Annotated in this window: 18 protein-coding genes, 8 tRNA genes and 1 rRNA gene; 25 read left to right on the top strand and 2 right to left on the bottom strand. The window is 51.3% G+C overall.

The window, feature by feature from the left end; translation table 11 throughout:
- From CBW46_RS18900 to CBW46_RS18940, 9 genes are all read left to right on the top strand, one after another.
- Nucleotides 1-81: ribosomal RNA gene (locus tag CBW46_RS18900) — 23S ribosomal RNA — on the top strand; the annotation flags it as partial.
- A gap of 95 nt (nucleotides 82-176) precedes the next feature.
- Nucleotides 177-265: transfer RNA gene (locus CBW46_RS18905), tRNA-Ser, on the top strand.
- Nucleotides 266-319: 54 nt separating this feature from the next.
- A tRNA-Met gene (locus CBW46_RS18910) sits at nucleotides 320-396 on the top strand.
- A 66-nt stretch (nucleotides 397-462) separates the two neighbouring features.
- Nucleotides 463-538: transfer RNA gene (locus CBW46_RS18915), tRNA-Val, on the top strand.
- Between the two features lie 89 nt (nucleotides 539-627).
- Nucleotides 628-703, top strand: a tRNA-Thr gene (locus CBW46_RS18920).
- A 15-nt stretch (nucleotides 704-718) separates the two neighbouring features.
- Nucleotides 719-795: transfer RNA gene (locus CBW46_RS18925), tRNA-Asp, on the top strand.
- 30 nt (nucleotides 796-825) lie between these two features.
- Nucleotides 826-901, top strand: a tRNA-Phe gene (locus CBW46_RS18930).
- A gap of 36 nt (nucleotides 902-937) precedes the next feature.
- Nucleotides 938-1,022, top strand: a tRNA-Tyr gene (locus tag CBW46_RS18935).
- A gap of 7 nt (nucleotides 1,023-1,029) precedes the next feature.
- A tRNA-Lys gene (locus CBW46_RS18940) sits at nucleotides 1,030-1,102 on the top strand.
- Nucleotides 1,103-1,164: 62 nt separating this feature from the next.
- On the opposite strand, the gene CBW46_RS18945 is transcribed toward CBW46_RS18940, so the two are convergent.
- The gene (locus CBW46_RS18945; protein ID WP_089201535.1) at nucleotides 1,165-1,470 is read right to left on the bottom strand and encodes an MTH1187 family thiamine-binding protein; all 306 of its coding nucleotides are present in this window, start codon (nucleotides 1,468-1,470) and stop codon (nucleotides 1,165-1,167) included.
- Between the two features lie 61 nt (nucleotides 1,471-1,531).
- The gene (locus tag CBW46_RS18950; RefSeq protein WP_243633402.1) at nucleotides 1,532-2,794 is read right to left on the bottom strand and encodes a nickel-dependent lactate racemase family protein; all 1,263 of its coding nucleotides are present in this window, start codon (nucleotides 2,792-2,794) and stop codon (nucleotides 1,532-1,534) included.
- Between the two features lie 232 nt (nucleotides 2,795-3,026).
- On the opposite strand from CBW46_RS18950, the gene CBW46_RS18955 reads away from it, so the two are divergent.
- From CBW46_RS18955 to CBW46_RS19030, 16 genes are all read left to right on the top strand, one after another.
- Entirely contained in the window at nucleotides 3,027-4,136 is a 1,110-nt protein-coding gene (locus CBW46_RS18955) for a PucR family transcriptional regulator (protein WP_089201536.1), read from the top strand.
- Between the two features lie 93 nt (nucleotides 4,137-4,229).
- On the top strand, nucleotides 4,230-5,354 hold the full coding sequence (locus CBW46_RS18960) for an ABC transporter ATP-binding protein (protein WP_089201537.1): 1,125 nt from the start codon (nucleotides 4,230-4,232) through the stop codon (nucleotides 5,352-5,354).
- A gap of 142 nt (nucleotides 5,355-5,496) precedes the next feature.
- Nucleotides 5,497-6,438 (top strand): HPr(Ser) kinase/phosphatase, encoded by a 942-nt coding sequence (gene hprK, locus CBW46_RS18965; protein WP_089201538.1) that lies wholly within the window; start codon nucleotides 5,497-5,499, stop codon nucleotides 6,436-6,438.
- Nucleotides 6,439-6,472: 34 nt separating this feature from the next.
- Nucleotides 6,473-7,564 (top strand): prolipoprotein diacylglyceryl transferase, encoded by a 1,092-nt coding sequence (gene lgt / locus CBW46_RS18970; protein ID WP_089201539.1) that lies wholly within the window; start codon nucleotides 6,473-6,475, stop codon nucleotides 7,562-7,564.
- A gap of 184 nt (nucleotides 7,565-7,748) precedes the next feature.
- Nucleotides 7,749-8,414 (top strand): pyrophosphatase PpaX, encoded by a 666-nt coding sequence (ppaX, locus tag CBW46_RS18975; RefSeq protein ID WP_089201595.1) that lies wholly within the window; start codon nucleotides 7,749-7,751, stop codon nucleotides 8,412-8,414.
- A complete protein-coding gene (locus CBW46_RS18980; RefSeq protein ID WP_089201540.1) occupies nucleotides 8,398-8,895 on the top strand; it encodes an acyltransferase in 498 nt (165 codons plus the stop codon). Before ppaX ends, CBW46_RS18980 begins: the two co-directional genes overlap by 17 nt.
- A gap of 460 nt (nucleotides 8,896-9,355) precedes the next feature.
- Nucleotides 9,356-10,555, top strand: a complete 1,200-nt coding sequence (locus CBW46_RS18985; protein ID WP_089201541.1) for an ATP phosphoribosyltransferase regulatory subunit — start codon at nucleotides 9,356-9,358, stop codon at nucleotides 10,553-10,555.
- A gap of 12 nt (nucleotides 10,556-10,567) precedes the next feature.
- Nucleotides 10,568-11,206: an ATP phosphoribosyltransferase gene (gene hisG, locus CBW46_RS18990; protein ID WP_089201542.1), complete on the top strand. Its 639-nt coding sequence runs from the start codon at nucleotides 10,568-10,570 to the stop codon at nucleotides 11,204-11,206.
- 259 nt (nucleotides 11,207-11,465) lie between these two features.
- Nucleotides 11,466-12,755 carry a histidinol dehydrogenase gene (gene hisD, locus CBW46_RS18995; protein ID WP_089201543.1) on the top strand — a complete coding sequence of 430 codons (1,290 nt, stop codon included), beginning with the start codon at nucleotides 11,466-11,468 and terminating at the stop codon, nucleotides 12,753-12,755.
- A complete protein-coding gene (gene hisB / locus CBW46_RS19000; RefSeq protein WP_089201544.1) occupies nucleotides 12,748-13,353 on the top strand; it encodes an imidazoleglycerol-phosphate dehydratase HisB in 606 nt (201 codons plus the stop codon). Before hisD ends, hisB begins: the two co-directional genes overlap by 8 nt.
- 1 nt (nucleotide 13,354) lies before the next feature.
- Complete coding sequence (gene hisH, locus CBW46_RS19005) at nucleotides 13,355-13,969, top strand: imidazole glycerol phosphate synthase subunit HisH (RefSeq protein WP_089201545.1); 615 nt, start codon at nucleotides 13,355-13,357, stop codon at nucleotides 13,967-13,969.
- 33 nt (nucleotides 13,970-14,002) lie between these two features.
- The gene (gene hisF / locus CBW46_RS19010) at nucleotides 14,003-14,761 is read left to right on the top strand and encodes an imidazole glycerol phosphate synthase subunit HisF (protein ID WP_089201546.1); all 759 of its coding nucleotides are present in this window, start codon (nucleotides 14,003-14,005) and stop codon (nucleotides 14,759-14,761) included.
- Complete coding sequence (gene hisIE / locus CBW46_RS19015) at nucleotides 14,758-15,477, top strand: bifunctional phosphoribosyl-AMP cyclohydrolase/phosphoribosyl-ATP diphosphatase HisIE (RefSeq protein ID WP_243633403.1); 720 nt, start codon at nucleotides 14,758-14,760, stop codon at nucleotides 15,475-15,477. The genes hisF and hisIE overlap by 4 nt, the downstream gene beginning before the upstream one ends.
- A gap of 15 nt (nucleotides 15,478-15,492) precedes the next feature.
- Nucleotides 15,493-16,311: a histidinol-phosphatase HisJ gene (hisJ, locus tag CBW46_RS19020; RefSeq protein WP_089201547.1), complete on the top strand. Its 819-nt coding sequence runs from the start codon at nucleotides 15,493-15,495 to the stop codon at nucleotides 16,309-16,311.
- Nucleotides 16,312-16,556: 245 nt separating this feature from the next.
- A complete protein-coding gene (locus CBW46_RS19025; protein WP_089201548.1) occupies nucleotides 16,557-17,507 on the top strand; it encodes a ribose-phosphate diphosphokinase in 951 nt (316 codons plus the stop codon).
- Between the two features lie 119 nt (nucleotides 17,508-17,626).
- Entirely contained in the window at nucleotides 17,627-19,384 is a 1,758-nt protein-coding gene (locus CBW46_RS19030) for a tetratricopeptide repeat protein (protein WP_089201549.1), read from the top strand.
- Nucleotides 19,385-19,395 lie beyond the last annotated feature (11 nt).

The following is a 19,395-nucleotide window of genomic DNA, read 5'->3' on the forward strand; positions in this document are numbered from 1 at the left end:
ACGACGAGGTTGATAGGTTCGGGGTGGAAGCACGGTAACGTGTGCAGCTGACGAATACTAATCGGTCGAGGGCTTATCCAACTTACTGTCATGCCAACACGCATGCACAGAGCAAGCGTTGCTCACGCTGTTGTTTCGGTTCTAGTTTTTAGGGAACAATAACATTGTTCTACTTTGGAGAGATACCCAAGTGGCTATAAGGGGACCCTCTGCTAAGGGGTTAGACTGCGTAAGTGGTGCGAGGGTTCGAATCCCTCTCTCTCCGTATGTTACCCAATTGGATGTTAGGGCAGACACAACCCGCTTCTCTATACTATATGGCGGTGTAGCTCAGCTGGCTAGAGCGTACGGTTCATACCCGTGAGGTCGGGGGTTCGATTCCCTTCGCCGCTACCATTTTAATTTTCCACTTGACTTACTTTCTCGAGACATGATATGATTTAATTTGTGCCACGACAGCATGGAGGCTTAGCTCAGCTGGGAGAGCATCTGCCTTACAAGCAGAGGGTCGGCGGTTCGATCCCGTCAGCCTCCACCATTTCTATTAAACTCTTGCACTCTGATTGAGAGATTCATACTTTTGCAACTTTTACATAATGGCAATCTCTTAAGAGTGAAGGTACATATGCCGCTGTAGCTCAATTGGTAGAGCAACTGACTTGTAATCAGTAGGTTGGGGGTTCAAGTCCTCTCGGCGGCACCATGTAAGTCACATTGCGGAGCCGTGGTGTAGAGGCCTAACATGCCTGCCTGTCACGCAGGAGACCGCGGGTTCGAATCCCGTCGGCTCCGCCATGATATGAACGAAATTCTTACACAACATATGGCTCGGTAGCTCAGTCGGTAGAGCAGAGGACTGAAAATCCTCGTGTCGGCGGTTCGATTCCGTCCCGAGCCACCATTAGCTGATCTGCACTCGCAGTGAAGGTTGATAGATGGAGGCTTAGTGAAGTGGCTAAACACGGCAGACTGTAAATCTGCTCTCTACGAGTTCGGTGGTTCGAATCCATCAGCCTCCACCATCATTGTGAGTCATTAGCTCAGCCGGTAGAGCACCTGACTTTTAATCAGGGTGTCGTAGGTTCGAATCCTACATGACTCATTCATACGTACAAATCGCACAAAAAAAGGACCCGTGAGGGGTCTTTTTTTTTGTTCGTGTGATCACTGCAATTTGTCTTCCACCGACTGTAGTTTTTGCTGCATTGATGATATTTGATCTCGGCGGTCATCGATTTTAATCGAGGTGGATACCCGCTGTGCACCATTGTGAAATGGGACTTCGTGCAGCCTGCGAAGGACTATGAGTAAATCCTCCAAGTCGCCTTCTATAATCGTACTCATCGGCGTCATCTGGTACTGAATTGGCTCAGGGGTATCTTTCAGCGTCCGTTGGATATCTGCGACATACTGACTAACACTGGTGGAGCCTGTCCCGACTGGTATGATGGTCAATTCCACGATCGCCATACTGCAGTTCTCCTCTCTCAATAGCCTACATGCTCCATTGTAGTTCCTTGCAAATCATCCTTCAATTGTTTTTCACTACAGGATAAGTGAGAGCGCCATGCGGCATGACTGCAATGCTGGGACTAACACTGTTTGAAATTATGTGCTTAAAGCTGCTGCGCAAGTCATCCACAGGCTCGAAACCTAGCAATTTGACCAGCGGCTGGGGGACGGTTGATTTTAAGTATACGGTATGTTTGCTTATTACTTCGTCCACATGCAAGACCTTGTGCGGCCCTAGCACAAATTGCTGCTTCAATGAAGCCACCGCATGCTCCCGGTCTTTTGTTTCCACCCAGAATTGAAAGAGCCCATTGCCGAACATCTCGGAGCATTCTGCGGCCATTAGGATCGTTCCGCCGGGTTTTGTGATGGTGGCAGCGTTGCGCAGAGATTTAATCGCTTGATACAGCTGAATGTCCTTTGGATGACCGCCCGGTGAAACAAGCACTATATCATACAGCTGATCTACGGGCACCAAAAAGTAGCACTCCGCCAAAGTGACACCTATTCTATGGGCAGTCACGGGATCTCCTGCGACGGCTTCCATCACGTTTTGGTTGTGGTCCACTACCACATTGAGCAAAAAGTCGATGCTGATGAAATTCAGAGCCTCTTCCAAATCGCGATGTATCGCATTATCCGGCTGTCCTACTATGGGTGTGTGCTGAAGCGATAGACTATGGTTATGTTCTATGCAGTTTCGGCTGGCAATGCCGGGGATCAAAGCTTTTACTCCTCCCGATATGCCAACCAGCGCATGGGGTTCGATATTACCGGTCGCTATACGCAAATCCGCTTTTGTGGCGGTGCGATTGATTTCAATTGGGGTACCTGCAGAAGTCACACCCAGCCTCACGCAATCTTGCTCTGCCGCTGAATGATTGTGTATGCGGACGCGATGGAATGTATCGCTGCCTACGAGCTCTTTAATCTCCGCTTCCGTATGTTTGCGGTGCATGCCTAGTGCGATAATGACGTCTACAGCATCGTCAGGCACGCCGGCTTCGTTAAGTTCGTGTAAGATCTCAGGCAGCAGGACGGCGCTTGGGCTTAAGCGGGTGCCGTCGCTTATGAGAATAACCACGCGCTGCTTGCCGCGCGCAAGTACACGAAGCGGTGCGGTGCCGTGCGGCTCAACCAATGCGTGGCGTATGCGTGATGCTGACGTGTCTGCGCTGACGGCTGCATTTTTATGTGAGTATGTAATCGTGTCTGCAGATAGTGGAGAGATAGAGAACTCCAAGGTGCTTTTACCGTACGGTAGAGTAATAATGCTGATCACCCTTTCTGTCAGTCCCTGTGGCAGGGCGTTAACACGTTAAATTGTCTCCAATCATGCAGATAATATCCGGCGCGGGCGGTGCAATCATCGCAGGAAGAAGCACCGGCCGACACGACGTACGCTCATTCCATCTTAATAGAAGAATCAATGATTTAATGGGATGTCTTTTTCTGCTATGATAAATTACGATACATCTTGTAGAGACAAATATCTTATGTGGGGAGTTCGGGATATGGACTGGGAGCCGTTGAGGAAGCAGCTTGAAGAGATCTTGGGCGTACCTATACATTTGTCTAAAATGAGTGGGGCAGACTGGGTTAGCCGGACTGGTCAAACAGCTCAGGGCAAGAGAAGCGTTACCAAAAGTATGGTGGCAGATGGAGATGTGTTATTTTTTGTTGAGAAACAGGGGGATGCGGCGGTGATCCTGTCCGTTGCTGCGCGCAGCATTACGCCGACCGAACGGCAGTTGGTGGAGCTTATGCTCGAATCTAGGCTGGCGGCGACCAAAAACAGTCCCGAGGTCAGTGACGATGAACGCACAGCGGTAATAGTGCGGGATTGGTTTAAGCGGCAGCAGGAACTTGGTTTAACTCATGCTGAACTGCCGGACTCGATCGTAACACAGCTATCATTATATAGTACAAAAATTCCATTGTTATTATACGGAGATTATTCACAGCCGCGCCGGGTCAGCTATAAGGAATTAAAGAAGCTGCTGGAATCATTTTTCGACTCGGAGTTGACGTTAATTCCCCTGATGGACAAGGAATGGTTAATTTTGGGCTCAGAAAGGCTCCTGACTATGGGTACCACGGATGACCGTGATCTGGAGGAGGAATGTCTCGAGGACACGCTGGCCTCGATCGGTCACGGATTGCACGAAATGCTGGAAAATGAATGGGTTGGTGAGTGCCACTTGGCGGTGAGCTATCCGACCGTGCCGGCCAAATCGCTGTACTCGACCGTACTGCAGCTAAGGGAGACGATGATGCTGGGCCGCACCTATCATGTGGGAAATAATATACATTTTCCGTGGCAGCTGCAGTTGGAGAAGTTGATCAACTTGATTCCGGAGGCGGACAAAACACAATTTTTAGAACGCGTGCTGAAGCGTCTGGATGCGGTTCTCGATACGGAAACGACCACAACGCTGGAGCATTTTTTTCAGCTGGATTGCAACGTCAGCGAAACGGCGAAGAAGCTCTACATTCACCGTAACACGCTGCTCTACCGGCTCGACAAATTTAAGCAGGAGACCGGGCTGGATGTGCGCACGTTCAACGATGCGGTGTTGGTCAAGATCGCGCTGTTATTGTATAAAGTAACGAAAAGAAACTGATTTTTTTGTGAACATTGTGCATAGTCACGCGATGGGAGGTACGGTATGATGGGTACATAAAGCTGATACTAAATATGTAGGAGGAATTAAACCATGGCAGGTGTACGCTTAAACCACATCGTGAAGAAATACGCTGGTGCAGAGGAAGCTACGGTGAAAGATTTTCATCTTGAAATCAAGGACAAAGAGTTTTTGGTTCTTGTAGGCGCTTCTGGTTGCGGTAAGTCCACAACTCTTCGTATGATTGCGGGCTTGGAAGAAATCACTGAAGGCGAACTGTACATCGGCGATCGCTTGGTGAATGACGTAGCACCGAAAGACCGTGATATTGCGATGGTGTTCCAATCCTACGCGTTGTATCCGCATATGAGCGTGTATCAAAACATGGCTTTCGGTTTAAAACTGCGTAAGTTCAAAAAAGCCGACATCGACGCCCGTGTGCAAGAGGCGGCTAGAATCCTTGATATCACACACTTGTTGGATCGTAAGCCAAAGGCTCTTTCCGGTGGTCAACGCCAGCGTGTAGCCTTGGGTCGGGCGATCGTACGTGAACCGCAAGTGTTTTTGATGGATGAACCGCTCTCCAACTTGGATGCCAAATTGCGCGTACAAATGCGTGCTGAAATCCAGAAGTTGGCTAAGCGTTTAGAAGTTACGACGATTTACGTAACGCACGACCAAACCGAAGCTATGACAATGGGCGATCGTATCGTCGTTATGGAAAAAGGAATCATCCAGCAAGCGGCTACGCCTGAAGAGATTTATAATCATCCTGTGAACATGTTCGTAGCGGGCTTTATCGGATCCCCGTCCATGAACTTTATCAGTGGAGGATTTTCAGATGAAGGCGGCACGTTGTACTTTAATGCAGAGGGTGTAAAAGTGGCCCTACCGGAAGGTAAAGCAAAAGGCATTCGCGAAAACGGCTACGTTGGGAAGTCCGTTGTGCTTGGTATTCGTCCTGAAGACTTGCACGAAGAGCCAGTGTTCCTCGAAGCATCACCTAACACCGTGGTCACTGCTAACGTTGAAGTTTCTGAGAACCTGGGTCATGAAATGATCCTGCACTTGAGCGGTCTTGGCAAAGGAAATGTGGTGGCTCGTGTTGACGGCCGTGCCGGTATCGTGGAGAACACACAAGTTAAATTGGCATTGGATATGAACAAAGTTCATTTCTTTGACCAAGAAACTACATTGTCCATCCTGAATAACAAGTAATCCGTTGATCGGGAAGGCCAGTCGATAGCGACTGGTCTTTTTCGTCGTGTGCTTGGGATTGTTATTTTCCCCCTTTCGGTTGATTTATCACAGCTTTTTTTATACGATGGGGGTATTGGGAAAACGAAGGAGACGGAACAACATGTCGAAAAAAGTGAAAGTGTCCGATCTGGTAGCCGAGTTCGATTTGGAAGTGATTTGCGGCGAAGGTGGGCTGAAACGGCCGATCACAACGGCCGACTTGTACCGTCCAGGCTTAGAGATGGCCGGCTATTATGAGTTTCACCCATCCGAGCGTGTTCAAATATTAGGCAGGACGGAATTAACGTTTTTCAACGGCTTATCACCAGCCGAGCGCATGGATCGCATGAATCGCCTGTGTGCTTACGACGATACGCCGTGTTTTTTGATCAGCCGAGGGTTGGATGTCCCCGAGGAGCTCGTGTCAGCAGCCTCGGATCAAGGCATTCCCGTGTTAAGAACCCCGACTGCAACAACGATTTTGGCAAGCCGTATCACCGGCTTTTTGGAGAATAAATTGGCCCCCTCGACTACTATTCATGGGGTGCTTGTCGATGTATACGGCATTGGTATGCTTATTTCGGGATCAAGCGGTATTGGGAAAAGTGAAACCGCACTCGAGCTCGTTAAAAGAGGGCACCGTTTGATCGCAGACGACGCTGTGGAAATACGGCAAACCGCTGATCACGTGCTGATAGGAAACGCTCCCGAGCTTATACGCCATCTGTTAGAAATTCGCGGGGTCGGCATCATCAATATGATGACATTATTCGGCGCTGGTGCCATTCGTAATGTCAAGAAAATATCCGTAGTTGTCAAGCTCGAAACATGGCAGCAGGACAAACAGTACGATCGGCTCGGCTTGGACGAAGAGACCACGCGCATCATTGACACAGATCTGCCGTTGGTAACCATACCGGTGCGTCCCGGCCGTAACTTGGCGGTGATCATCGAGGTTGCCGCCATGAATTACCGTCTCAAAAGGATGGGTTATAATGCAGCGCTGCAGTTCACGAACAAACTAACTGAATCGTTGGCGGAAGATATGGACGATATGGAATAGGAAATAATAGTAGATAATCGAAAGGAGGAACTGTATGTTTTTAGCACTTAATCCGGTGGCATTCACAATCGGTGCACTGACCGTTAACTGGTACGGCATTATCCTCGGTGTAGCGGCGATGGCAGGGTTGATGCTCGCCATTCAGGAAGGAAAACGATTCGGTATGAATCCTGATTTTTTTATGGATTTGGTACTGCTTGGCGTACCTTCGGCGATCATCGGCGCTAGGATCTATTATGTAGCCTTCAAATGGGAGGACTATAGAGATAACCCGCTGGAGATATTCATGGTGTGGCACGGCGGGATAGCTATTTACGGGGCATTGATCGGCGCGATTATTGCTGCTGTCTTTTACGTTCGCCGTATGGGTTATTCGTTCTGGCGAATTGCAGATATTTGTGCGCCTGGTTTAATTATCGGGCAAGCGATTGGCCGTTGGGGCAATTTCATGAACCAAGAAGCGCATGGCGGCCCTGTCAGTGAGGAATTTTTGCGCAGTGCGCTGCATTTGCCTGAGTTTATCATCAGTCAGATGTATATCAAGGGTCAATTTTACCACCCGACTTTTTTATATGAGTCCTTATGGAACGTAACTGGTCTGCTGCTGCTGCTGTGGCTGCGGAGACGACCATTCCTCAGAGCCGGCGAACTGTTCATCAGTTATTTCATTTGGTATTCTATCGGACGATTCTTCATCGAAGGACTGCGGACTGACAGCTTGGATTTCGAAGGTCCGGAGTGGCTGGCCTCGTTCATGGATGCGCTATGGGTGCCCATGCATTGGCTAGGATTTGAGCCGGGCTACATGACTTACGGGGGCAATGTGCGGATATCCCAACTGTTGTCCGTCCTCATTGTGCTTGCTGCCATAGCGCTGATTGTGTATCGTCGAAAAAGCGGTGCCGCAGCGGTCCGCTACGCTGATCCGATCGAACGGATCGGCGGGGCGCATGAGCAAACCAATGAACCTACGCCTACTGCTGAATTGACGAAGCCAACCGACGGTGATCCAGAGCTGCAACCGCGAACGAGTACTACAGCATCCGGGCCGACACAGCCGGAAAAATCCGATGGCGCACGGACGGCAGACAAGTCTCAGCAGTTGAGCACGAACGAGAACGTGTGAGTACCCAAAGATTCGTGCCTGCACCGTTCACCGTCGCACAGAAAAACTATTCACGCCATTAATAGGATGACACATTAACAGTTAACCTCATGAAATTAGTCTTCGGTGCTTGAGCCGAGATATGTGAGTGCCACCTGGCTAGAAAAAAGAGGTTGAAATGACAAAGAAGGAGCCGGAGTCACGTATGATCCATACGGTATTGTTTGATTTGGACGGTACGATTATCGACACGAATGAATTGATCATTCAGTCTTACCTGCACACTTTTGAGGGGCTCACTCCTGAACCCTTGACGCGGGAATACATCATTCCAAACATGGGCAGGCCTCTTGTAGAACAAATGAGATTATTTTCAGGCCAAGACGATGTCGACGAGTTAATCAAAAAATATCGCAAGTTCAATATTGCACGGCACGATGAGTTTGTAACAGGTTTTCCACAGGTACGCGAGACCTTGGCCGAGCTGCACGCTGCAGGAATCAAGCTGGGGGTCGTGACCAGCAAAATAAGGCTGACCACGGAGATGGGTCTGAAATTTTGCGGCATGTACGATTACTTTGACACCATAGTGACCGTGGATGATGTCGAGCGGCCTAAACCTGACCCTGAAGGCATACACAAGGCTCTCACGCAGCTAGGCACCTCCACAGACGGAGCCCTCATGGTAGGTGACAGCCATTATGACATCGAGGCGGCGCACAACGCGGGAATCCCTTGCGCAGCGGTAGCTTGGTCGTTGAAAGGAATAGATTATTTGCAGCAGTATAAGCCCGCTTATATCATCAACGATATCCGGGAGCTATTGCCGATCGTTGGAGTCGAGGGGATGCATATTGAGACAAACGGATAAGTATCCGGTGCAAGGTCCGAACTCGCTGTGGCAGGTGTACAGCACCATCAGCCGGTGGAAGGCGATTCGTAACTTTATATTCATTCAAATTTCACGGTATGCGCCCTCTTTGCCCTTTAAGCGTTGGATATATCGCAACGTGCTTGGGATGAAGGTGGGAGAGCATACCTCCTTTGCTTTAATGGTCATGGTAGATGTGTTCTTTCCAGAGCGGATTCAGGTTGGGGAGAACACGATCATCGGTTATAATTCAACTATTTTAACGCACGAGTACCTGATAGAAGAATATCGTCTTGGCAGCGTCAGGATTGGTTCGCATGTGATGATCGGTGCAAATACCACGATTTTGCCGGGCGTTACGATTGGGGATCACGCGGTTGTGGCTGCGGGCTCAGTTGTACATAAGGACGTCGCTCCATACAGCTTCGTGGCGGGCAATCCACTGCAGGTGATTCGGGAGGATGTTAGAGCGGAGGAATGAGCCGGCACGCGGTGTCAAGCGTTGAGTAAGCCGCACTTGGCCACACCAAGCCTAAGAGGGATCGTTGCACGGTGTTATAGCGCAAGCATAAGCCGCACATGGCAAACCAAGCGTAAGAGGGAGCGGTGCACGGTGTTATACCACAGGAGCAAGCCGTTCGTAGGGACCGAGCGTGAGAAGGCGCTGTGTGTGTGAGACCAAGCTAGAGGAAGGCACCTTCGGCGGCTGGCTCCCGTGCGGGTTACCCCATCGAGTTTTGGGGCGCAAACGGTGACAGCAAGGGATGGCTAAGCCGGTTATGCAGGGGAAATTTTCTGCTTCTAGCACACAGTTTTCATTGACGCAATCAGGTTTGGATGATAAACTTACGATTACATTCTTTATTTTGGTAGTATGGTAGCATATTATCGCGCTAAAGCGAATTATTACTTATAAAGGTTACTGATAGGCGGGTGAGCATGTGTCGAAACCGAAAGTGTTTGAAAAACCGGCCGGCGTAAAGGACTATCTGCCGGAGGCCGTGGGCAAGCTGCGTGCCATAGAAACGAATGTGCTTCAATGTATGGAGAGCTGGGGTTACCGGGAAATTATGACGCCGACGTTGGAATTTTATGATACGGTGGGGGTGGCCAGCTCCACGGAGGACAGGAAGTTGTTCAAACTGTTGGACCGTAAGGGTACAACACTGGTTATGCGTTCTGATATGACTGCGCCGATTGCACGTGTCGTATCCTCGCTGCTGCAGGAGCAGCCTTTTCCGATCCGGTTGTCCTATCATGCGAATGTGTTTCGGGCTATTGAAGAGGAAGCCGGGCGGGATGCGGAATTTTTCCAAACCGGTGTCGAACTGGTAGGGGATGCCTCTTCGGAGTCGGACGCAGAGGTTATTGCGTTAGCGATCGCCTGTCTGCAAGCCGCAGGAGTTCAGGAATTTAAGATCGCGCTTGGCCATGTAGGTTTCCTCACGGGACTGTTCGAGGAAACGCTCCAGGAGCATAAGGATGCGCAGCACAGTCTCAAGCGATGTCTGTTGAACCGCGATCACGTCGGCTATCGGGAGATTATCAGGTCATTAGCATTGCCTGACACAGTTAGTCAGGAGCTGGAGGGTGTTCTCAGATTGCGGGGGGGGCAGGAGATTTGCGAGCAAGCGCGGCAAGTGACGGCAGATCCCACGGCCCAAAAGTCAATATCCCATTTATGCCAGGTTTGGGATGTGTTGCAAGCGTATGGCGTGAGTGACCATGTGATGATTGATCTGACGATGATCGGGGATTTCTCTTATTACACGGGGATGACTTTTGAAGGCTATGCCGCGGATCTTGGTTTTCCGGTTTGCAACGGGGGGCGCTATGACAACTTACTCACTCATTTCGGCCGTCCGGCGCCGGCTACCGGCTTTGCGTTGAAGACTAACCGTATACTGGAAGTAGTAGGCACGCGGCCGGATCGGCCAACTCACCGGCAGCTGGTGGTTTATTCGGCATCACGCCGTGCAGAAGCATTCAAGATCGCCGGGGAGCTGCGCGCGCGGGAAGGTGCAGTGGTCGAGACTCGATTGCGCGAGGATGGAGCTCAAGCGGTGAAAGTAATCCGGCAGGGTGACGACAGCTATCTGGTAAATGGAGTGCTGTATCAAGACGTGATCGAGCTAGTATAGAGGAGTGAGGACATGCAGGATGTATTGAAGGTAGCCATGCCCAAAGGGCGTATATATAAGCAGGCCTCTAAGCTGTTTCGCGAAGCGGGGCTAGAGATTCCCGACGATATCGACGACTCCCGGAAGCTCATCATTGCGGTGCCTGAAGCTCATATGGAATTCATTATGGCTAAACCTGTGGACGTCCCAACCTACGTGGAATATGGAGTTGCGGACATCGGGGTGGTCGGCAAGGATGTGTTGATGGAAGAAAACCGCAACGTTTACGAGCTGCTCGATCTAGGTATCGCCCGCTGCCGGATGTCCGTGATCGGCCTACCCGACTGGCAGCCTATGTTGAACCCTCGTGTGGCGACGAAGTACCCGAATGTGGCTTCACAGTATTTTCGTGAACAGGGTCAGCAGGTTGAGGTTATCAAGCTGAACGGGTCAATCGAATTGGCGCCTCTCATCGGACTGGCCGACCGAATTGTGGATATGGTTGAGACGGGACAAACATTGCGCGAGAACGGTTTGGTAGAGCAGGAGCAGATTTTTGCTATTACAAGCCGGTTAATCGCGAATCGAGTGAGCTACCGCTTGAAGAATGAGACGATTCAGACACTGTGTGACCGATTGCAGCGGTTGATTGTTGCCAGCGGGAGAGCATAGCGTGAATGTTCACACTGTAACGTAGATGCCAAACGAAGCGAGCGTGCCACACAGAGGTTGGTGTATGTTGTAGTACAGTCATGTTGGTGTTATGTGTCGTGCAGTGAAGTTCGTGTATGTGGATGTGCGGTACAGCTAAGGTGCAATCGCCCTGTGTGACTGCAGCCAAGCGAATACGTGTTCACAGCAGTACGTGCGCTCGTTATAAAATAGATGTCAACGTAGGCCTGCGGCCTATCAGCGATAAGGGGGATGTGGGATGAAGATCATGCCGGCAGGCGCGTTTGCGCTGGAGCGCCAGGTGGTGTACGGTTCGGAGGAGCAGAACCGCCGCGTGAAGAGCATTATTGAACACGTGCGCAGCGAAGGGGATGCGGCGCTGAGAAGCTTCGCTCAGGAGTTCGACGGTGTGACGGTCGACCAACTCCGCGTGAGCGAAGCGGAAATCCAGGCCGCCTATGCCAGGGTGGACGAGAGCTTTCTCGCCGCCATCCGGGAGGCGGCGGACAATATTCGGCGCTTCCATGAGAAGCAGAAGCGCACGTCTTGGATGGATCTGCAGGCCGACGGCAGCATCCTGGGGCAAATCATGCGACCGCTGCGGCGGGTCGGATTGTATGTTCCGGGCGGAAAGGCAGCATACCCGTCTTCCGTCCTGATGAACGCCATTCCGGCCCAGGTCGCCGGTGTGCCGGAGATCGTAATGGTAACGCCGCCGGCTACAGCCGGGGTGGCAGGCATTGACCCGCACATACTCGTAGCTGCTGCAGAAGCGGGCGTGAGCGAGATTTACCGTGTCGGCGGAGCTCAAGCAGTAGCAGCGCTCGCATACGGCACGGAGTCGATCCCCGCGGCTGATAAAATCGTAGGCCCGGGCAACATCTACGTCGCTCTGGCTAAGCGTTACGTGTTCGGCGTTGTGGATATCGACAGCATCGCGGGACCGAGTGAGATCGTGGTGCTTGCCGATGATACGGCCGATCCGGCTTACGTAGCGGCGGATCTTCTGTCCCAGGCCGAGCACGACGAGATGGCCTCGGCGATTCTGGTGACGCCGTCGGCGGCTCTGGCGAAGGCGGTAGCCGCCGAGGTCGACCGGCAGCTGGAGTCGCTCCCGCGGCGGGCCATAGCGGAGAAGTCGATCCGCGACAACGGTGTAATTCTGACGGTCGCAACACTCGAAGCGGGCGTACGTGTCGTCAATCAACTGGCACCGGAGCACCTTGAGATTCTCGCTGCGGATCCGTTCCAGCACTTGAGCGCGATTGAGAACGCTGGCGCCATTTTCCTGGGACCTTACAGCTCGGAGCCGGTAGGGGATTATTTCGCGGGCCCCAACCATGTGCTTCCGACCAATGGAACGGCACGGTTTTCGTCCCCGCTCAATGTGGATCATTTTATGAAGAAATCCAGTGTCATCTATTATAGCAAGGAAGCAATACAGCAGAATGGTGATAAAATTATGGCGCTGGCCCGGCATGAAGGCTTGGAAGCACATGCGAGAGCCATTCAAATAAGATTGCAGAAAGAAGGGATTGCCCGTGGCTGAACAGCAGCAAAGCACACGCTCGTCTCGGATTGCACGCGAAACTAATGAAACTGACATTCAACTGTCCTTTAACGTAGATGGTACCGGTATTTCCGAGATTGAAACTGACGTACCATTCCTGAATCATATGTTGGATTTATTCACCAAGCATGGCCAGTTCGATTTGCAGGTTAAGGCGGTCGGAGATGTTGATATCGACGATCACCACACGGTGGAGGATATCGGTATCTGTCTAGGCCAGACGCTGCGTGAAGCATTGGGCGAAAAGAAAGGTATTAAACGGTACGCCAACGTCTTCATCCCTATGGACGAGGCTTTGGCTCAGGTCGTGATTGATATCAGCAATCGCCCGCATTTTGAGTATCGAGCGCAGTACCCTTCCCAACAGGTCGGCAGCTTCTCAACCGAAATGGTGCACGAATTTCTGTGGAAGCTCGCTTTGGAAGCCAGAATTACTCTGCACGTCATCGTGCATTATGGACAAAACACACATCACATGATCGAAGCCATCTTCAAAGCTCTCGGACGCGCGATTGACGAGGCGACCACGATTGATCCCCGGGTGAAAGGCGTACCGTCGACGAAGGGAGTACTGTAGCATGATCGCGATCTTTGATTACGGCATGGGCAATCTGCACAGCGTGAGCAAAGCGGTGGAACGGCTTGGCTACCAGGCGCTGGTGACAAGCAATGAAGCGGAAATCATGCAGGCCGATGGTTCGATCCTGCCGGGCGTCGGCGCGTTCGGAGATGCCATGCAGCAGCTGCGGGAAACGGGCTTGGATGATACGGCGCGGCGCTATGCGGCGAACGGCAAACCGCTGCTTGGCATTTGCCTGGGCATGCAGCTGCTGTTCACCCGCAGTGAGGAGCACGGCTCCTATGAGGGACTCAATTTACTACCAGGGCGGGTTGTGCGCTTCAACGGCAGATACAAGGTACCGCACATGGGTTGGAACCGACTGGAGTATAAGCAACCGAGCCCGCTGTTCGCCAATGTGGCTGAAGGACACGTCTACTTTGTTCATTCGTACTACGCACTGCCGGAACAGTCTTCGGATCTGCTCGCCGTCACTGATTACAATGAGCAGGTGGCAGCGATTGTCGGCCGGGACAATGTGTTCGGAATGCAGTTTCATCCGGAGAAAAGCGGTGAGACCGGCATGCAACTGCTTGGCAATTTTCTCGGTTTCTGTGCCGGGACTCGTAAATAGTAGTTTCAATTCGCTGAGGGAGAGTGAAAAAGAATGCTGGCAAAACGGATCATACCGTGCTTGGATGTGAAAGATGGCCGCGTGGTTAAGGGTGTTAACTTCGTGAACTTGCGCGATGCCGGCGATCCCGTGGAGCTAGCTGCGATCTATGACCGCGAAGGCGCCGATGAACTGGTCTTTCTCGATATCTCGGCTTCGGTAGAGGGTCGTGCCACGATGGTGGAGGTAGTCAAGAAGACCGCTGGCGAAATTACCATCCCGTTTACGGTAGGCGGCGGAATATCCAGTGTGGATGACATGAAGCGCCTGCTTCGTGCCGGGGCGGATAAGATCGGTATCAATACGGCTGCAGTGACAAATCCCCAATTGATTTCGGATGGAGCCCGGCGCTTCGGCGTACAGTGTATCGTAGTCGCAATCGATGCCCGTTATAATCCGGCTTGGGGTGAATGGGAAGTATTTACCCACGGCGGGCGCAAGGAGACGGGGATTAAGGCATTAGAGTGGGCCAAACGGGTCGAAACGCTCGGGGCGGGGGAGATTTTGCTGACCAGCATGGATGCAGATGGTACAAAGGACGGTTTTGATCTGCCGCTGACCAAGGCGGTGTCGGACAGCGTTGGCATACCGGTTATCGCTTCCGGAGGTGCCGGCACGACGGAGCACTTCTATGATGTGTTTACCGAAGGTAAGGCGGATGCGGGGCTAGCGGCAACTATTTTTCATTACAAAGAGCTAACCATACAAGAGGTCAAAGATAGCCTTAGAAGTAAAGGAGTGGAGATCCGGTGAGCAACGATAACATACAGCAACCGGACGGCCAGCCGGCCGTTGCGAATATTGAGCAGTTAGAGGCAGCTATTAAGTGGGATACGAACGGGCTGGTACCGGCGATTATTCAAGATGCAGCCAGCAAAGACGTGCTGATGATGGCTTACATGAATCTGGATTCCTTGAAGCTCACGCTTGAATCCGGCCAGTCTTGGTTTTGGAGCCGTTCGCGCAGCGAACTGTGGCACAAGGGGGCGACCTCGGGCAACATTCAAAAAGTCAGGTCGTTGAAGTACGATTGCGATGGCGACACATTGCTGGTTCTGGTAGAGCAAATCGGTCCCGCGTGCCATACGGGCAAATACAGCTGCTTCCAGCACGAAGTGCCGGTGGCAGGACAGGCGGGTGAGCAGCAGTTGGCACAAGACGCCGGTGCGGCTGGAGACCGTTTTGCGATGCTGTCTAAGCTGGAATCCGTGATTGCACAGCGCGAAGCGGAGCGTCCGGAGGGCTCTTATACGACATATTTATTCGAAAAAGGGATCGACAAAATACTGAAGAAGGTCGGCGAAGAAAGCGCCGAGGTGATCATTGCCGCCAAAAACCGCGACAGCGTCGAGCTGCGCTGTGAAACCAGCGACCTTATTTTTCATACCATGGTATTGCTGCGCGAAGCCAAGCTTCCGCTCGACGATGTGCTGCGTGAGCTGGATAAGCGCCACAATTCCAAAAAATAAACAGGAGAGATTCCCATGCTCATCGATTATCATACCCACCATGTCCGCTGCGGGCATGCGTCGGGCGAGCTGGAGGAATACGTGCAAAAGGGCATTGAGCTCGGATTGACCCAGTTGGGCCTTTCCGATCACATGCCCTTACTGCATGTAGACCCCGCCACCTATCTTCCCGGCATGGCTATGCCGATGGAGGAGCTGCCGAGATATGCCGAGGAGGCTTTGCGGCTGCAGCAGCAGTACAAGGGGCAAATTGACATCCGCGTAGGCTTGGAAGGTGATTATATCGAGGGGTACGAGAAAGAAATAGAACAAATCGTGACGGCTTACCCATGGGATTATGTCATTGGGTCCGTGCATTTTCTTGGAGAGTGGGATATTACCGATCACCGTCAACTCGCGGGCTGGGAAGGCCGTGACCCGTATGAGGTGTATGTACAATATTATGATGCGGTAAATAAAGCGGTCCGCACGGGTTTTTTCGATTATATAGGGCACATTGATGTTATCAAACGGTTTGGCTTTAAGCCGGAGCGAAGTGCGACTCATCTGGAGGACGATGTGCTGTATGCGGTGAAGGCGGCGGATATGGCTATCGAACTTAACGCATCCGGCTTGCGTATGCCTGCGAATGAAATGTTTCCCAGCCGCCGAATGTTGGAAAAGTGCCGCGAACTCGGCATTCCCGTTACGCTCGGTTCGGATGCACATCAGCCCGAACGGCTGGCGCAATTTCTCGATCAAGCGGTGGCGATGTTACAAGATATCGGCTTTAACGAGCTCGCGACTTTCAGGAACCGGCAAAGAGGCATGCTGTCTATGCAAATTAGACCATAACATGAAATATTAGACATAAAGGACCTGTTATTTTCACCGAAACGCCTTTTTCTTAATGAGTTTTTTTCATGTATAATGGAGTTGTGAACTTTGTTTATGTATAATGACTGTTGGTGTTCTAATATGGTTTCGAGTTGCTACACAAGAGATTCCACCATGACGCACTATACGTACAACGTCCCTGCCATGACGTTCTGGGAACGTTCTGCACACGTGAACGTAAACAATCCATAGCGGAGGTAACCATGTACAGCGACAATTTTAAAGTCTTTTCGGGCTCTTCCAATCCCAAACTGGCCGAAAGGATTTGCAAGGAACTGAATGTGCCGCTCGGCAAGGTTAAGTTGTCTCGATTCAAAAGCGGCGAAATTTACTGTCTTTATGAAGAAAGTATGCGAAACTGCGATGTGTTTCTGGTACAGACGTTTTCCCATCCGATCAACGAGCATTTCATGGAACTGCTGGTAATGATGGATGCAGCCAAACGGGCTTCGGCCAGAACGATCAATTTGGTTGTCCCTTACTATGGTTATTCCCGTCAGGAGCGGAAAGCAGCGCCACGTGAGCCGATCACTGCCAAGCTGGTGGCCGACTTGATGAATGCCGCCGGTGCTGACCGCGTGATTACGATTGATTTGCATGCTCCGGCGATACAAGGATTTTTCGACATTCCGGTGGACCATTTGACTGGGCTGGATTTGTTGAGTGCACATATTAAAAAGAAAAACCTCGAGAATCTAATCGTCGTCTCCCCGGACGCGGGCGGCGTTACACGGACGGAAAACTTGGCTAACGTGCTGGGAGCGCCGATCGCGATGATGTTCAAAAAGCGTTACGCCCATAACGAAGCGGTAGTTACGCACGTCATCGGTGATGTCGAAGGCAAAACTCCGGTAATCATCGAGGACTTAATCGATACGGGCACGACGATTGTTAACGTGGTTGAGAGCCTCAAGGAGAGAGGCGCCAACGACGCTTATATACTGGCAACGCACCCTGTATTCTCAGGCCCGGCCCTGCAGCGGCTGGATCACCCCAACATCAAGGAAGTCGTAATCACCGACTCAATTGCCATACCTGAGGACCACTCGGCCCGTTTTACAGTACTCAGCGTAGCGCCGCTTTTGTCGCGCGCGATCAGCATTATCAAGAACGGTGGATCAATTAGCTCACTATTCAAATATGGTGGCGTTTGATCGTATCACTTAGCATTTGAGCAGGAGTGTGCTATACTTTTGTTAGAAGCTTTTCAATTGCCACGCAATAACGCTGGTTTCTTGTATATTCCAGACGGAACCGGAGGTGCCTTATTTTAATGGAGAAGAAAAAGCGTGCCAACCCAACACAACCCGCCAAAGTGATCTCGATGAAAATGGATGCCACGTTCTTTTTCGAGCGAGCCGTTCAGTCTCTGGACAGATATCATTATGATAAGGCACTCAAGTATTTTCGTCGGGCGGCCGAATATGAGCCGGAAAATCCGGTGAACCATTGTAATTTGGCGGGCCTTCTCTCGGAGATGGGAAATTATGAGGAATCGAACCGCGTACTTCAGCATGTGCTGGACCAAATTGACCCTCAGATGACAGAATGTTATTTCTACATGGCTAACAATTTTGCCAATATGGAAAACTACGAGTCGGCGGAGAAGGCTATCATCCACTACTTGGAGAACGATGAAGCCGGGCAGTTTCTTGAGGAGTCCGAAGAGATGATCGAGCTGCTCGCTTACGAGCTGGATCGTCCCACTCAGCTTACTTCCATTAAGAGCCGCGAGGGCATGTTCGAGCACGACCGCGCCCGCTCTATGTTGGAGGAAGGCAAGTTTGGCGAAGCTGTGCGAATTTTGGAGAATATTATCAAGAAGTATCCGGACTTTATGGCTGCCCGTAACAATCTGGCACTCGCCTACTATTATATGGGGCATTTCGACAAGTCAGTTGATATGATTCGACAGGTGCTTGAGCTGGAACACGGCAACCTGCACGCGCTGTGCAATTTGGCGATATTTTATCAACATTTTGGCGATAAAGACAAGCTCGGCGAACTGCTTGCGGTGCTGCGCAAGATGTATCCTTTTCATCAGGATCATGTGTTTAAGCTTGCGACCACGATGGGCATCTTAAGCGAGCATGAGACGGCCTACCGTTTATTTAAAAGATTGCTAAAAACGGGAGAGGCGGGCCTCGACCCTTGTTTGTTCCACTACACGGCAGTGGCAGCTTACAATACGAAGCGCTATGACGAAGCGGAACGACAATGGCGACAGGCGCAGAAGTTCGATCAGGGCTCGGAAATTCCCGGATTCTACTTAACGCTGCTGGAGAAGTCTCGCGATGAGCACGTTAAACCGCCGGTCAGCTATCACTACCACCTGCCGTTCGAAGAGCAGTTTCGCGGCTTGGAAAAGTCGACGGAAGGCCTTCCCGATCATTTGAAAAGGGATCCGCTGGTTAGGTCATCCTTTTTCTGGGCACTTCGCCACGGAGATATGGAAACTAAGCTGCAAGTAATCCAAGCATTCGGCCTAATCGCTGACAGCGAGGTGCGCGAAGCTTTGCTTGAATTTATACAAGAGCCCGCTGAGGATGATTACCTGAAAAAGGTGGCCATCTTCGTGCTTCGCAACATCGGGGTGCATGAGCCCGTAACGGCGGTACTGGATGGTCGGAAGCTGACTGTACCTGCCTCCCCTTTTTCACCGAATCTCCCGGTATGGCAGGCCAAATGGCAGCAGATTATGGAGATGGCCATGACTGAAATGAGCCGGCGGTACGATATGGTGCAGCAGTATGACCTTCAGACGCTTTGGGTGGAGTACCTTTCGCGCGTGTACCCTGATCGGGAACCGAAAATCAACAAAGTTGAAGGCTGGGCGGCGGCATTGGAATATTTGACAGCCAAAATGCACCGGAGGGCGATCTCCTATCAGGAGCTGGCTCAGCGGTACGGAGTGTCTGTGGCCACGATCAGTAAAAACGTCAAAATTATAGACGAAGCCTGCGGACTAAAGGAGAAAATGCAAGCCATTTTTCCAAAGTTCTCAAGCTTTGATCATAAGATAAATAAATAAAGTCACAAGCT

Origin of the sequence: Paenibacillus xerothermodurans, assembly GCF_002220865.2 — a bacterium.
Classification (GTDB): Bacteria; Bacillota; Bacilli; order Paenibacillales; family NBRC-103111; genus Paenibacillus_S; species Paenibacillus_S xerothermodurans.